This window comes from Nocardia brasiliensis (genome assembly GCF_011801125.1).
GTDB classification, from domain to species: Bacteria; Actinomycetota; Actinomycetes; order Mycobacteriales; family Mycobacteriaceae; genus Nocardia; species Nocardia brasiliensis_C.
Genome location: NZ_CP046171.1, coordinates 573,865 through 587,257 on the forward strand (window position 1 = coordinate 573,865; position 13,393 = coordinate 587,257).

Genomic DNA, 13,393 nt, shown 5'->3' on the forward strand with positions numbered 1-13,393 from the left:
GGCACGGGACACATGATTTTTAAGGTCGGAGACACCGTCGTTTACCCCCACCACGGAGCGGCGCTGATCGAAGCTATAGAGACTCGCACCATCAAGGGTGAACAAAAAGAGTATCTGGTCCTGAAGGTCGCCCAGGGCGATCTGACTGTTCGGGTTCCCGCTGAGAACGCCGAATACGTCGGCGTACGTGACGTCGTCGGCCAGGAGGGTCTCGATCGAGTCTTCCAGGTTCTGCGCGCGCCGCACACCGAGGAGCCGACCAACTGGTCCCGCCGCTACAAGGCCAACCTGGAGAAGCTCGCCTCCGGCGATGTGAACAAGGTGGCCGAGGTCGTTCGTGACCTGTGGCGTCGGGAGCAGGATCGCGGGCTGTCCGCCGGCGAGAAGCGCATGCTCGCCAAGGCTCGTCAAATCCTCGTCGGTGAACTCGCCCTTGCCGAGGGCACCGATGACGGCAAGGCCGAGACGCTGCTCGACGAGGTCCTCGCCGCGGCTTCCTGACCGTGAACACATTCGACAACGGTGCTCGTCGGACCGACGGGACCGTCGTTGCTCTGGTGCCTGCCGCCGGTCGCGGCGTTCGTCTGGGTGAAGCCACGCCCAAGGCGTTCGTCCCGGTCGGCGGCAGCCCCATGGTCCGGCTGGCTGTCGAAGGCCTGCTGGCCTCCGGCGCGGTCGATCGGATCATCGTCATGGTTCCCGCCGAATTCGTCGAGAGCGCCGTTGCCCTGCTGCCGCCCTCGGATTCGGTACACGTGGTCGTCGGCGGCGCCGAACGCATCGACTCGGTGCGGGCAGGCCTCGCCGCCGCACCCGAGGCCGCCTACTACCTCGTGCACGACGCCGCCCGCGCGCTCACCCCGCCCGAGCTGATCGCCCGGGTCGCTGCCGAGTTGCGCGCCGGGCATCCAGCCGTCGTTCCCGCCGTGCCGGTCGCCGACACGATCAAGTCGGTGGACGCCGCGGGCGTGGTCACCGGAACACCCGATCGCGCGCGATTGCGCGCCATCCAGACTCCACAGGGTTTCGCGGCCGAGCTGTTGCGCTCGGCCTATCTGTCCGAGGACGCGCGGGCCACCGACGACGCCGGGCTGGTCGAGCTGCTCGGTACCGAGGTGCGCACCATCCCCGGCGACCCGCTGGCCTTCAAGATCACCACGCCGCTGGACCTCGTGCTCGCGCACGCCGTGCTGGACGGGGCGCCGCTGCGCGGGGCGGTCGCGCGGTGACCGCGGGCATGCGGGTCGGCATCGGCAGCGACGTGCACCCCATCGAGCCGGGCCGCCCCTGCTGGATGGCGGGCCTGCACTTCGAGGGTGACGACGGTTGCGCGGGACACTCCGACGGCGATGTCGCCGCGCACGCACTGTGTGACGCGCTGCTGTCCGCGGCCGGGCTCGGCGATGTCGGCGCGGTCTTCGGCACCGGCCGCCCGGAATGGGCGGGCGTCTCCGGCGCGGCCATGCTGAAGGAAGTGCGCAGGCTGCTCGACGAGGCCGGCTACGCGATCGTCAATGCGGCGGTGCAGGTGATCGGCAATCGGCCCAAGATCGGTCCGCGCCGTGCCGAGGCGCAACAGGTGCTCGGCGAATTGCTCGGTGCGCCGGTCTCGGTCTCCGGTACCACCACCGACGGACTCGGCCTCACCGGCCGCGACGAGGGCGTTGCCGCGATAGCTACCGCCCTGCTACAAGCCTGTCGCTGACCCCGCCCCGGCGGATCTGAGCCGGGTCCGTGTACAGGCTTATCTACAGCTAGGATCGAACGCCGTGACATTGCGCCTCTTTGACACCGACACGAGGACCACGCGCGAATTCGCGCCCCTGGTCCCTGGCCGTGCCTCGGTGTACCTGTGTGGCGCCACCGTGCAGGGCGAGCCGCACATCGGCCATGTGCGCAGCGGCGTCGCGTTCGACGTGCTGCGCCGCTGGCTGCTCGCGCACGACTACGACGTGTGGTTCATCCGCAATGTCACCGACATCGAGGACAAGATCCTGACCAAGGCCGCCGAGGCGGGCAGGCCGTGGTGGGAGTGGGCCGCGACCTACGAGCGCGCCTTCGACAACGCCTACGAGACCCTCGGCGTGCTGCCGCCCTCGGTGGAACCGCGTGCCACCGGCCACATCACGCAGATGGTCGAGATGATGCAGCGGCTCATCGAGCGCGGCCACGCCTACGCCTCCGAGGGCAACGTCTACTTCGACGTGCTGAGCTACCCCGAGTACGGCAGCCTGTCCGGGCACCGGCTCGACGACGTGCACCAGGGCGAGAGCGCGGGCGAGGGCAAGCGCGATCCGCGCGATTTCACCCTGTGGAAGGCCGCCAAGCCCGGCGAGCCGACCTGGCCGTCGCCGTGGGGCCCCGGCCGTCCCGGCTGGCATCTGGAATGCTCCGCGATGGCCGCGTTCTACCTCGGCCCCGAATTCGACATCCATTGCGGTGGAATGGATCTCGTCTTCCCGCACCACGAGAACGAGATCGCCCAGTCCAAGGCATCCGGCGACGGGTTCGCCAACTACTGGCTGCACAACGGCTGGGTGACCCTCGGCGGCGAGAAGATGTCCAAGTCGCTGGGCAACGTGCTCTCGGTGCCGAACGTGCTCAAGCAGGTGCGCGCCGTGGAGCTGCGGTTCTATCTCGGCAGCGCGCACTACCGCTCGATGCTGGAGTACTCGGACAAGGCGCTGCACGACGCGGCCCAGACCTATCAGCGCATCGAGGCGTTCGTGCATCGGGTCGCCGATCGTGCGGGCGACATCCCGGTGGGCAAGTGGACCGACGCGTTCGCCGCCGCCATCGACGACGATCTCGCGGTGCCGAAGGCGCTTGCCGAAATCCACCGGGTGGTGCACGAGGGCAACAAGGCGCTGGAGTCCGGCGCCGTGGACAGCGCGCGGGACCTGGCCGGACAGCTGCGCGCGATGCTCGGTATCCTTGGTGTCGACCCGTTGGATCCGCACTGGTTCACCCCGAGCGACTCGTCGGCGGCGATCGGCGCGCTCGACGTGCTGGTGCGCGCCGAGCTCGACCGCCGTCAGCAGGCGCGAGCAGAGAAGGATTGGGCGAGTGCCGACGCCGCCCGCGATCGATTGCAGGCAGCCGGAATCGAGGTCACCGACACACCGAACGGTCCCGAGTGGGCGCTTGCCGCTGCGCAGCACTTGCCGCCGGACGCGCAACAACCTGGAAAGGCCGACTGATGGCAGGCAATTCGCAGCGCCGTGGTGCGATCCGCAAGGGCGGCACGAAGAAGGGCGCCGTCGTCGGCTCCGGCGGTAAGCGCAGGCGCGGGCTGGAGGGTCGCGGCGCGACCCCGCCCGCCGAGGCACGCACCAAGCATCCCGCCGCCAAGCGGGCCGCCGCGGCGGCGAAGGCCGCGGCCGCGGGCCGTGGTGGTCCGCGCGGCGGTACGGGGCGTCCGGCCGGTCGCAAGAACGACGACGGTCCGGAGATGGTGCTCGGTCGCAACCCGGTGGTCGAATGCCTGCGCGCGGGCGTGCCCGCCGTCGCCCTCTACGTCGCGGTGGGCACCGAGAACGACGAGCGGCTCACCGAGAGCGTGAAACTGGCCGCCGACGCGGGCATCTCCATCCTGGAGGTGCCGCGCACCGATCTGGATCGGTTGAGCGCCAACGGAATGCATCAGGGGCTGGCCCTGCAGGTGCCGCCTTATCGCTACAGCCACCCCGACGATCTGCTCGCCGAGGTCCGCAATTCCGCGGAGCCGGCGCTGCTCGTCGCGCTGGACAACATCTCCGATCCGCGCAATCTCGGCGCCGTGATCCGCTCGGTCGCCGCGTTCGGCGGCCATGGCGTGCTGATCCCGCAGCGGCGCAGCGCCAGCGTCACCGCGGTCGCGTGGCGCACCAGTGCGGGCGCCGCGGCTCGGCTGCCCGTCGCCCGTGCCACGAATCTGACTCGTACGCTGAAGGATTGGGCCGCCCAGGGCATCCAGGTGGTTGGTCTGGACGCGGGCGGCGACACCACCCTCGACGATTTCGACGGCCGCGAGCCGACCGTCGTCGTGGTCGGCTCGGAAGGCAAGGGCCTGTCCCGGCTGGTCCGGGAGAACTGCGACGCCATCCTCGGCATCCCGATGGCGGGCCCGGTCGAGTCGCTGAACGCCTCGGTGGCAGCGGGTGTCGTGCTGGCCGAGATCGCCCGGCAGCGTCGCGCCTGACGGGTGCGCCGGCACCGTTGATCGGCGGGCCGGCACCGGCTCGCGCCTGCCGCACCACGAAACACCCGGTGGCGCACCGCAACCGGTAATAGCCGCGCAGTCGCGGGGGAGCCCCGTAGAATTCGGCTCGTGGTGATACCCAATCAGCCGATCGGCAACCCGGTCGAGCATCCGAACGCGACGGCGGTGCTCGCCCTCGGGGCGGCCAGCGTGCTCTGCTGCGGCGTGCTCGGCCCGGTGGCGTGGGCGATGGGCAAGCGCGCACTGGATCAGATCGAGGCGTCGAACGGCGGCTACGGCGGTCGGGTTCAGGTGATGGTCGGGTACGTGCTCGGGATCATCGGCACCATTCTGATGATCTGCTTCGCGGTCCTCTATCTGCTGATCCTGCTGGGCGGCAACGCCTGATCGATCCTCGATCAGTCCAGGCTCGGGCGCTCGCGCTCGTTCTGCTCGTCCCAGGCGGGCCACTCCGTGCTGATGCTGCCGGACCATTGCGGCTGCCGGCGTTCCTTGAACGCCGCCATCGCCTCGTCACCGTCGATGCTCTTGCCGACGTGCTGGTTGAGATCGGACTCCAGCCGCCCGACCACCGCCGGGCTCATGCCGAGCCCCTCCCACAGCAGCCGCTTGGACATCGCCACCGGCAGCGGGGCGGAACCGCCGGCGATATCGTGCGCCACGGCCAGCGCCATCGGCAGCACCTCACCGCCGGGCAGGCAGGCGTTGGTCAGGCCGAGCGCCTTGGCCTCGTCGCCGTCGAAGGTGCGCCCGGTCAGCATGATGTCCGCGGCGTTGGCCATGCCGATCAAGCGGGGCAGCGTCCAGTGCGCGTAACCGTCGGCGAGCACGCCGCGGCGCACCTGGTTGAGCCCGTAGACCGCGTCGCGCGCCATGTACCGCAGATCGCACTGCAGGGCGAGGGCGAGCCCGAGGCCGACGGCGTGGCCATTCACCGCGGCGATCACCGGCTTACGGACCCGCCAGGGCGGCGGATCGATGGTCGCGCTGACATCGCCGACCCGACTCGACAGATCCGCACCCGCGCAGAACGCGGGCGGGGTGCCGGTGATCACCACGGCACGGATGGCATCCTCGGCGTCGCATCGCTGTAGCGCGGCGCTCAGTTCCTCGGTCATCGCCGGGGTGAAGGCATTCTGCTGCGCGGGTCGATTGAGCGTGAGCACGGCGATGCCGCCGGAGACATCGACGAGCAAGTCCGAACTCATGCCAGCGATGTTAGCTCTGTTCAATTTGGCGGGCAGGTCGATTCCCGGCTACTGGACCCGGCCCCTGGCGCACAAGTCCGCTCCGGCGCCCGCGGACCAACGAGGCACTAGCGCAGCACCTTGCGACCGATGGCGTACTTGTGGACCTCGGTCGGGCCGTCGTAGAGCCGGAAGGCGCGGATGTCCCGGAAGATCATCTCGACCACCGTCTCGTCGCTGATGCCGATGCCGCCGAGCACCTGCACGCACCGGTCGGCGACCTTGAAAAGCTCTTCGGAGACGAACGATTTCGCGATCGAGCTCTCGTGCCGCGCCTTCTCGCCCTGATCCATCAGCCAGCAGGCGTGCCAGATGGTGAGCCTGCACTGGTGCAGCGCTACCTCGTTGTCCGCCAACATGAACGACACGCCCTCGTGCTCGCCGATCGGCTTGCCGAACGCGGTGCGGGTGCGCGCGTGCTCGACCGCGATGCTCTGCGCGCGTTCGGCCGCGCCCAGCCAGCGCATGCAGTGCGTGAGCCGGGCCGGGGCCAGCCGCAGCTGGGCGTAGCGCAGTGCCTGACCGGCCTCGCCGAGCAGCGCCGATTTCGGCAGCGTGAGGTTGTCGAAGCGGACGACGCCGTGCCCGGCGACGTAGTTGCGGTCCATCGTGTTCATGGTGCGCTCGATGACGATGCCCGGCTGGTCGCCGTCGGTGAGGAACAGCGTCGGGCCCGCGGGCAGGTGCGGGTTCTCGGCGAGCCGGGCCATGATGATCCACGTCTTCGCGCCGTTGGCCCCGGTGATCAGCCATTTGCGGCCGTTGACGGTGAAGTTCTCGCCGTCGAAGCTCGCCGTGGTGGCCAGCTGTGCCGGGTCCGAGCCCGCGCCGTCCGGCTCGGTCATCGCGAACACCGACCGCTGGTGCCCGGCGATCACCGGCGCCAGGTAGCGCTCGACCTGCTCCGGATTCGCGACCTTGGACAGCAGGAACATGTTGCCCTCGTCCGGTGCCGCGCAGTTCATCGCGATCGGCCCGAGCGTCGACCAGCCCGACGCCTCGTAGATCACCGCCTGCTCGATGTGGCTGAGCCCGCGGCCGCCGAGCGCCTCGGGCGCCTGCACGGTGAGCAGCTTCTCGGCCCGTGCGAGCTCGACCAGTTCCTGGCGCAGTTCGTCGGTCGGTCCGTGCGCGGTCAGCCGGGGATCGCGCTCGTACGGAACGATCTTGTCGATGACGAACTGGCGGACCCGATCGCGTTCGGCGGCGAGTTCGGCGGGAATCGAGAAGTCGATCATCGTTGGTCACCAATCGTTCGGGGGTGCGTGCGTCCGAGCATACGAAACCCAGCTAGAGCGACTGAAGGCAGCCGCCCTCAATGGATGGGCGGCCGCCCGCAGGGGCCGTCACCCGAACGTAGGCACTGCGTGCCACACCCGCGTAGAGATCTCCGGCCATCTTTCGGTGCGGCGCCGCGACGCCGGGCGCTCAGCGGACGCGGGCCAGCTTGCGGCGGCGGGTGCCGACCACCCGGCAGATCACGTAGATCAGGAACGAGAGCGTGGTGACGAACGTCGACACCGGGACGCCGGGCGCCAGCGACAGCAGGATCCCGCCCACCGCCGCGATCTCGGCGAAGACCACGGCCAGCACGGTCGCGCGGACCGGGTCCGCGGTCAGTTGCGCCGCCGCTGCGGCGGGGGTGATCAGCAGGGCGAGCACCAGCAGCGCCCCCACGATCTGCACGCCGAAGGCCGCGGTGATGCCGAGCAGGACCGCGAAGACGATGGACAGCGCGCGGACCGGCACGCCGCGGGCGATCGCGACCTCCGGGTCCGAGCTGGCGAACAGCAGCGGGCGGTAGACGATCGCGAGCACCGCGAGCACGCCGATGGTGGACGCGCCGAGCAGTCCGAGCCCGCCGTTGCCCACGCTGACGACCTGCCCGGTCAGCAGCGAGAACTTCGATCCGGCGCGGTCGGGACCGAGCCACAGGAACAGCACGGACAGGCCGAGCCCGAACGAGAGCACCACCGCGATCACCGAATCGCGTTCGCGCGCACGGGTACCGAGCAGGCCGAACAGCACCGCCGCCACCACCGAACCGGCGATCGCACCGACCCCGACCCCGATCCCGGCCAGCAGCGCCGCCGCCGCGCCGGTCAGTGACAGCTCGCTGGTGCCGTGCACCGCGAACGACATCTGCCTGCTGATGATCAGCGGACCGATCACCCCGGACAGCAGCCCGAGCAGCGCCGCGGCGAGCACCGCCTGCTGCACGAAGTCGTAGGAGAGCAGGTTGACGGTGGTGCCGAAGTCGAACATCTTCGACAAGACACCGGACAGCTTGTCGGTCACGCGCGTACCTCGGCGTCCGGCGCGGAAACCGCTTGCCCCGCACCGTTATCGGCGCCTGCCTCGCCGTGGCAGTGCGCGCCCGCGGTGCCGAGCGCGTCCATCGTGTCCCCGGTGCCGACGACCACCAGCCGCCCGCGCACCCGCAGCACGTCCACCTCTGTTTGATACAGCTCCGAGAGCACATCCGAGGTCATCACCTCGTCCGGCGTGCCGATCCGGAACTTGCCGTCCACCAGGTACAGGACCCGATCGACCAGCGGCAGAATGGGATTGATCTCGTGGGTGACGAAAAGCACCGCGGTGTCATGGCCGCGGCGGCGTTCGTCGATCAGCTCCGCGACCAGTCGCTGATTGGCCAGATCCAGGCTGAGCAGCGGTTCGTCGCACAGCAGTACCTTCGGGTCGCCGACCAAGGCCTGGGCCACCCGCAGTCGTTGCTGTTCGCCGCCGGACATCGATTCCAGCGGCGCGTGCGCGAACTTCTCCGCGCCGACGTCGGCGATCGCGGCGGCGACCTTGCGCCTGCGCTCGGCGCGCGAGCGCAGCCCGAGGCCCCAGCGGTGTCCGTCCACGCCGAGCCCGACCAGGTCGACCCCGCGCAACTGCACCCCGGCGTCGATCGTCTTCTGTTGCGGCACATAGCCGATATCGGGATTGCCGGTGCGCGCGGGCGCGCCCGCGATCGCGGCGGTGCCCGCGCTGAGGCCGAGCTGCCCGAGCAGCACCTTCAGCAACGAGGTCTTGCCCGATCCGTTGGGGCCGAGGACGGCGACGAACTCACCGGCCGCCACGTCCAGATCAAGGTTCTGCCAGAGCGTGCGATCGCCGAACGACAGGCGGGCGCCGTCGAGCCGGACCGCCGAGACGTCGTTCGCGGTTGCCCGCGCCGATTCGGTGTGTTCGGTCAGCGCGGCTCCCTGGTGCATGGCGGTGGTCAACGCAGCGCCGCGGCGAGTGCTTCGGCGTTGCTGGTCTGCCACTGAATGTAATCCACTCCGCTCGGCAGGGTTTCGGTCACCTCGATGACGGGTATACTGGCGGACTCGGCGATCGAGCGTAGCTCCTCGGTGATCTTGTCCTGGGTCTGCACGTTGTAGACGAGTGCGCGAACCTGCTTGCCGGTCAACAGTTCCCGGGTGGCCGCGACCGCGGCGGGCGCCGGATCGGTCTCCTGCTCGATCGCCTCTTGGAACTCGTGCGGGGTCCGATCCTCGACACCGGCCGCCAGCAGCAGGTAGTGCGCGAGCGGCTCGGTCTGCAGCACAGGCGTTTTCGGGTGCGCGGCGGCGATGCCGGTGGCGGTCGCGGTGATCGCGGCGAGCTTGTCCTTGAACGCGGTGGCGCGCTCGGTGTAGCCCGGCGCGTGGTCGGGGTCGAGCGCGCCCAGCTCGGCGGCGATCTTGTCGGCGACCAGCCCGACGGTTCGCAGGTCGTAGAAGACGTGCTCGTTCTTGTCGCTCTGGTCGGCCCGCAGCGCGAAGGCGTCGACCGTGCGCTTGCTCTTGCCCGCAACGGCCTTGGCCGCGAACTCGTCATAGCCGCCGCCGTTGTAGACGACCAGATCGGCGTCGCTCAGTTTCGCCGATTCGACCGCGGCGGTCTCGTGCGAGTGCGGATCCGCGGTGGGGTCGCTGATCAGCGACTCGACCTTCGCGTCCGGTCCGGCGATCGCGGCGGCGATGTTGCCCCAGGCGTTGGTGGAGGCGATGACCGACGGCAGGCCCGAATCCTCGGTGCTCCCGCAGGCGGTGAGCGCGACCGCGGTGCTCACGCCCACGGCGATACCTGCGAGTCGGCGGGCGAGTCGGGTCTTCACGCGGTACTCCTGGAACGCATAACAGCTGGTGAAGCACTCGAGCGGGTGAGACAGCGCAGCTTAATGGAAATGGTTTCTGTTTCACTTTAGCAACTGCGCGGCGGCGACACGAGCCGGGCCCGTCGACCACCGCGATACCGCGGCGGCCGACGGGCCCGGAACACCCACGAAGGAGGGGTTAAACGAGGGCCTCCACCGGTTGGCCGAGCAGCTGCGCACACCGCAGCAGACCGAGGTGGCTGTAGGCCTGCGGGTGATTACCGAGCGAACGCTCGGCAACCGGATCGTATTCCTCGCTCAGCAGTCCGGTCGGACCTGCCACATCGACGAGCTGGGCGAACAGCGCCTCGGCGTCCGAGCGCTTGCCGATCAGCAGGTACGCCTCGACCAGCCAGGCCGCGCAGAGGTGGAACCCGCCCTCGCCGCCGGGCAGCCCGTCGTCGTGGTGGTAGCGGTACACCGTCGAGCCGCTGCGCAATTCGGCCTCGGTCGCGACCACGGTCGCGGCGAAGCGCGGGTCGGACGGATCGATCAGGCCGCTCAACCCGATGTGCAGGGTGGCCGCGTCCAGATCGGTGCCGTCGTAAGCGGCGGTGTAGGACTGGACCTCGTCGTTCCAGCCCTTCGCCTTCACCTCGTCGGCGATGGTCTCGCGCAGCACCGCCCAGGCCGGGTCGACCTCGCGGTCGAACTTCTGGGCCAGCGTCAGCGCGCGATCGATGGTCATCCAGCCCATCACCTTGGAGTACACGTGATGGCGCGGGTTGCCGCGAATCTCCCAGATGCCGTGGTCGGGCTCCTGCCAGCGGCGCTGCACCGCGGAAACCATGGCGCGCACCAGTTCCCAGTCCGCGTCGGGCAGCGCGTCGGCCGGATCGGTGATGCCCTTGAGCTCGCGCGCGTGCGCCAGGCTCGCGATGAGATCGACGATCGGCCCGAACACGTCGAGCTGCACCTGCATGTTGGCCGCGTTGCCGACGCGCACCGGACGCGAGCCCGCGTACCCCGGCAACTGGTCGATCACGGCTTCCGGCGGCAGCGTCTCGCCGTACAACGTGTACAGCGGGTGCAGCCGCTCCGGGCCGGGCAGCGTCTCAAGCACGCGGTGCACCCAGTCGAGGAATTCCTCTGCCTCACCGAGCGAGCCGAGGGAGACCAGTGCCTGCGCGGTCAGCGAGGCGTCGCGCAGCCAGCAGTAGCGGTAGTCCCAGTTGCGCACGCCGCCGATCTCCTCCGGCAGCGACGTGGTCGCCGCGGCCAGGATGGAACCCGACGGCGCGTGCACCAGCCCGCGCAGCGTCAGTGCCGAGCGCTTCATCAGATCCGGCTTCAGCGACGGCAGATCCAGCGTGGCGGCCCACTGCGCCCAGTAGCTTTCCGCGATCCGCCTGCGTTCCAGCTCCGCGGTGTGCGCTGGGCCGAGATCGGAGGTGCCGCAGCGCATCTCGAGCACGATCGGGCCCTGCGACGGATCGATCACGGCGCGTGCGGAGTCGTGCGTGCCGTCGCTGGTGATCTGCCATTGCAGACCGGGGGAGCGCAGCACCATCGGATCGTTGGTGCCGAGCACCCGCAGCCCGTTCGCGTCCGCCTCGATGCTCACCGGCACCTGGCCGAATTCCGGCCGCGGCGCGAAGGTCACCACGGCGCGCGCGTCGCCGGTGATCACCCTGGTGAGGTCGGTCCTGGTCGGCGCCACGTCGTGCGGCAGGTAGTCCACCACTTGCAAACTCGCCCAGCGGGTTTCGACGGTCATCGTGCTGTCGATGTAGCGCTGCGAGAGCGGCAGGCCGGGGCGCTCCGGCGCGATGGTGAAGTGGCCGGCCTGCGGGCCGCCGAGCAGATGGGCGAACACCGCCGCCGAATCCGGTTCGGGGTGACAGAACCAGGTGACCGTGGCATCGGGGGTGAGCAGCGCCACCGAGCGCGGGCTGGCCAGCATCGTCAGTCGCTCGATGCGCGGCGCGCTCGCGCCGGCCAGCCAGGTGCGCCGCTCCTCGAGCAGGAACGCCAGCGCGCAGGACACGTCCTCGGTGCTGTCGACCCGGTACTTGGCCTGGCTCTCGCCCTCGCCGACCTTGATCCCGAGATCGGGGCCGGAGAGCACGCGGAAGGCCTTCTCATCGGTCACGTCGTCACCGAAGAACACCGCGGCCGACGCACCGTGCTGGTGGCGGATGGTGTCGAGGGCGGTGCCCTTGTCGGTCTGCACCACGGCCAGCTCGATGACGGCCTTGCCCTCGGTCACCTGCACGCCGAACCAGCAGGCGGGGCCCTGTCTGACCTGAGTCAGCGCCCGGTGCCCGATCTCCGGGCTCGCGTTGCGCACGTGCAGCGCGACGCTGGCCGGCTTGATCTCGACCGTGACGCCCGGGTTCTCGGCGGCGAGCTGGGTCAGCGCCGTCTGCACCTCTTGCAGTAGGTGCTTGGCGTCGTTGTCGATCGCGTGGACGAAGCCCACGTCGAATTCCGAGCCGTGGCTACCGATCAGCTGCACTTCGACCGGCAGGCGCGAGAGCGCCGCGAGGTCGCGCAGTGCACGGCCGGAAATGACCGCGGCGGTCGTACCGGTGAGCCCGGCGAGCGCGCGTAAAGCGCTCACCGATTCCCGGTGCGGAAACGCCTTGGCCGGGTCGGACACGATGGGCGCAAGCGTCCCGTCGTAGTCCGATGCGACCAAGAGTCGTGGCACGCGCGCGACCGTCGACAGTGCACGACGAAGTTCCAGTGGCAAATCCTGTGCGCTCACGCATCCAACCTAGTGATCGGAGGAGTTTTTTCAGGGGCGGGCAGAACAATACTGGGTTGAATTCGCCGCACCGACGCCCGCCGCTATGCGTGCGTTGTGTCTGATTTTCCGCGTGTTCGGCCGATCTCGCTCGTCGCCGTCCGAATTCGGGGCCCGACGGCGGCGATCGATGACCGTGACGCATGGGTCGCGCTCACGCGAACGCGCCGCGGTGCGGCCGCGGCGCCCGCAAAACTCGCGCTAACGCGCGGCGAACCCGGGGCCGCGCGCGCCGCCGCCGGGTTTGCGGCAACCGGCCGCTACCGATTGTGATCTTCCGCACGCGGCGGTGGCCGGACCGGAATTTCGCCGGAAACGCCGGGATGGAAGCGGTCAGGAATTCTCGCCGAGCAGCAGATCGACGGTGAGCTCGAGGCGCTCGGTCACGTCGGTCGCCGAGGCGCGTCTGGTCAGCCAGGCCACCAGGTTCGACAGCCAGACATCGCTGATCACCCTGGCGATGGCGAGCTGACGGTCGGTGGGTTCGCCGTCGTTCATGGCGCGGGCGAACAACCGGTCCATCACCTTGCCGACCCGATCGACCTCGGCGGCCGCGGACGCGTCGGCGAACATGAACGCGCGCGTCATCGCCTCGGTGAGCAGCGGGTCGCGCTGCATCATCCGGGTGATCTGGGTGAGCAGCAGGTGCATGCGCTCCTGTGGTGACTGCCCGGCAAGCGGCTTGCGCTTGCTCTCGATCTGCTCGAACTCGCGCGAGAGCGCCGAGACCAGCAGGTGCACCTTCGAGGGGAAATACCGGTACAGCGTCCCGACTGCGACATCGGCGCGTTCGGCCACCGCGCGCATCTGCACCGCGTCGTATCCGCCCTTGGAGGCCAGTGCCAGCGTCGCGTCCAGGATCCGCTTGCGGCGTTCCCGCTGCGCGGCCGAACTCAGCTCGTCCTCACTCAGCGTGGCGACCGGTGCCGGGCTGGAGGCGGTCGGCTGCGATCGGGAGGGGCTGGCCATCGATAGGGGTCCTTTCCGGAAACAACATTTCGGTACTGGCCTGGGCGGCGGGTCGGGCCACGCGGTCGTCTCTT

13 protein-coding genes are annotated in these 13,393 nt (G+C 69.6%); 6 read left to right on the top strand and 7 right to left on the bottom strand.

Annotated elements, in window-relative coordinates:
- The first annotated feature begins 12 nt into the window (after positions 1-12).
- From carD to F5X71_RS02700, 6 genes are all read left to right on the top strand, one after another.
- The gene (gene carD / locus F5X71_RS02675) at positions 13-501 is read left to right on the top strand and encodes an RNA polymerase-binding transcription factor CarD (protein WP_011206964.1); all 489 of its coding nucleotides are present in this window, start codon (positions 13-15) and stop codon (positions 499-501) included.
- Between the two features lie 2 nt (positions 502-503).
- Positions 504-1,229, top strand: a complete 726-nt coding sequence (ispD, locus tag F5X71_RS02680) for a 2-C-methyl-D-erythritol 4-phosphate cytidylyltransferase (protein WP_167460506.1) — start codon at positions 504-506, stop codon at positions 1,227-1,229.
- An 8-nt stretch (positions 1,230-1,237) separates the two neighbouring features.
- Entirely contained in the window at positions 1,238-1,705 is a 468-nt protein-coding gene (gene ispF / locus F5X71_RS02685; RefSeq protein WP_167466159.1) for a 2-C-methyl-D-erythritol 2,4-cyclodiphosphate synthase, read from the top strand.
- A 64-nt stretch (positions 1,706-1,769) separates the two neighbouring features.
- Complete coding sequence (gene cysS, locus F5X71_RS02690; protein WP_167460507.1) at positions 1,770-3,200, top strand: cysteine--tRNA ligase; 1,431 nt, start codon at positions 1,770-1,772, stop codon at positions 3,198-3,200.
- Complete coding sequence (gene rlmB, locus F5X71_RS02695; RefSeq protein ID WP_167460508.1) at positions 3,200-4,180, top strand: 23S rRNA (guanosine(2251)-2'-O)-methyltransferase RlmB; 981 nt, start codon at positions 3,200-3,202, stop codon at positions 4,178-4,180. The genes cysS and rlmB overlap by 1 nt, the downstream gene beginning before the upstream one ends.
- 129 nt (positions 4,181-4,309) lie before the next feature.
- The gene (locus F5X71_RS02700; RefSeq protein ID WP_167460509.1) at positions 4,310-4,588 is read left to right on the top strand and encodes a DUF4190 domain-containing protein; all 279 of its coding nucleotides are present in this window, start codon (positions 4,310-4,312) and stop codon (positions 4,586-4,588) included.
- A gap of 11 nt (positions 4,589-4,599) precedes the next feature.
- Here F5X71_RS02700 and F5X71_RS02705 read toward each other — a convergent pair whose 3' ends face one another.
- The 7 genes from F5X71_RS02705 to kstR form a co-directional block, all read right to left on the bottom strand.
- Complete coding sequence (locus F5X71_RS02705) at positions 4,600-5,409, bottom strand: enoyl-CoA hydratase/isomerase family protein (protein WP_167460510.1); 810 nt, start codon at positions 5,407-5,409, stop codon at positions 4,600-4,602.
- A gap of 107 nt (positions 5,410-5,516) precedes the next feature.
- Positions 5,517-6,686, bottom strand: a complete 1,170-nt coding sequence (locus tag F5X71_RS02710) for an acyl-CoA dehydrogenase family protein (protein WP_167460511.1) — start codon at positions 6,684-6,686, stop codon at positions 5,517-5,519.
- A 190-nt stretch (positions 6,687-6,876) separates the two neighbouring features.
- Positions 6,877-7,713, bottom strand: a complete 837-nt coding sequence (locus tag F5X71_RS02715) for a metal ABC transporter permease (RefSeq protein ID WP_428981475.1) — start codon at positions 7,711-7,713, stop codon at positions 6,877-6,879.
- Positions 7,714-7,742: 29 nt separating this feature from the next.
- Positions 7,743-8,654 carry a metal ABC transporter ATP-binding protein gene (locus tag F5X71_RS02720; protein ID WP_428981476.1) on the bottom strand — a complete coding sequence of 304 codons (912 nt, stop codon included), beginning with the start codon at positions 8,652-8,654 and terminating at the stop codon, positions 7,743-7,745.
- A gap of 26 nt (positions 8,655-8,680) precedes the next feature.
- Entirely contained in the window at positions 8,681-9,562 is an 882-nt protein-coding gene (locus F5X71_RS02725) for a metal ABC transporter solute-binding protein, Zn/Mn family (RefSeq protein WP_167460513.1), read from the bottom strand.
- Positions 9,563-9,740: 178 nt separating this feature from the next.
- Entirely contained in the window at positions 9,741-12,311 is a 2,571-nt protein-coding gene (otsB, locus tag F5X71_RS02730; RefSeq protein ID WP_167460514.1) for a trehalose-phosphatase, read from the bottom strand.
- Between the two features lie 372 nt (positions 12,312-12,683).
- The gene (gene kstR, locus F5X71_RS02735) at positions 12,684-13,319 is read right to left on the bottom strand and encodes a cholesterol catabolism transcriptional regulator KstR (protein WP_167460515.1); all 636 of its coding nucleotides are present in this window, start codon (positions 13,317-13,319) and stop codon (positions 12,684-12,686) included.
- Between the last annotated feature and the right edge of the window lie 74 nt (positions 13,320-13,393).

What these genes read in the sequence shown, in the direction of transcription:
- carD (WP_011206964.1), top strand. Translation starts at nt 13, where the DNA reads ATGATTTTTAAGGTCGGAGACACCGTCGTTTACCCCCACCACGGAGCG.
- ispF (WP_167466159.1), top strand. Translation starts at nt 1,238, where the DNA reads ATGCGGGTCGGCATCGGCAGCGACGTGCACCCCATCGAGCCGGGCCGC.
- rlmB (WP_167460508.1), top strand. Translation starts at nt 3,200, where the DNA reads ATGGCAGGCAATTCGCAGCGCCGTGGTGCGATCCGCAAGGGCGGCACG.
- F5X71_RS02705 (WP_167460510.1), bottom strand. Translation starts at nt 5,409, where the DNA reads ATGAGTTCGGACTTGCTCGTCGATGTCTCCGGCGGCATCGCCGTGCTC.
- F5X71_RS02710 (WP_167460511.1), bottom strand. Translation starts at nt 6,686, where the DNA reads ATGATCGACTTCTCGATTCCCGCCGAACTCGCCGCCGAACGCGATCGG.
- F5X71_RS02715 (WP_428981475.1), bottom strand. Translation starts at nt 7,713, where the DNA reads ATGTTCGACTTCGGCACCACCGTCAACCTGCTCTCCTACGACTTCGTG.
- kstR (WP_167460515.1), bottom strand. Translation starts at nt 13,319, where the DNA reads ATGGCCAGCCCCTCCCGATCGCAGCCGACCGCCTCCAGCCCGGCACCG.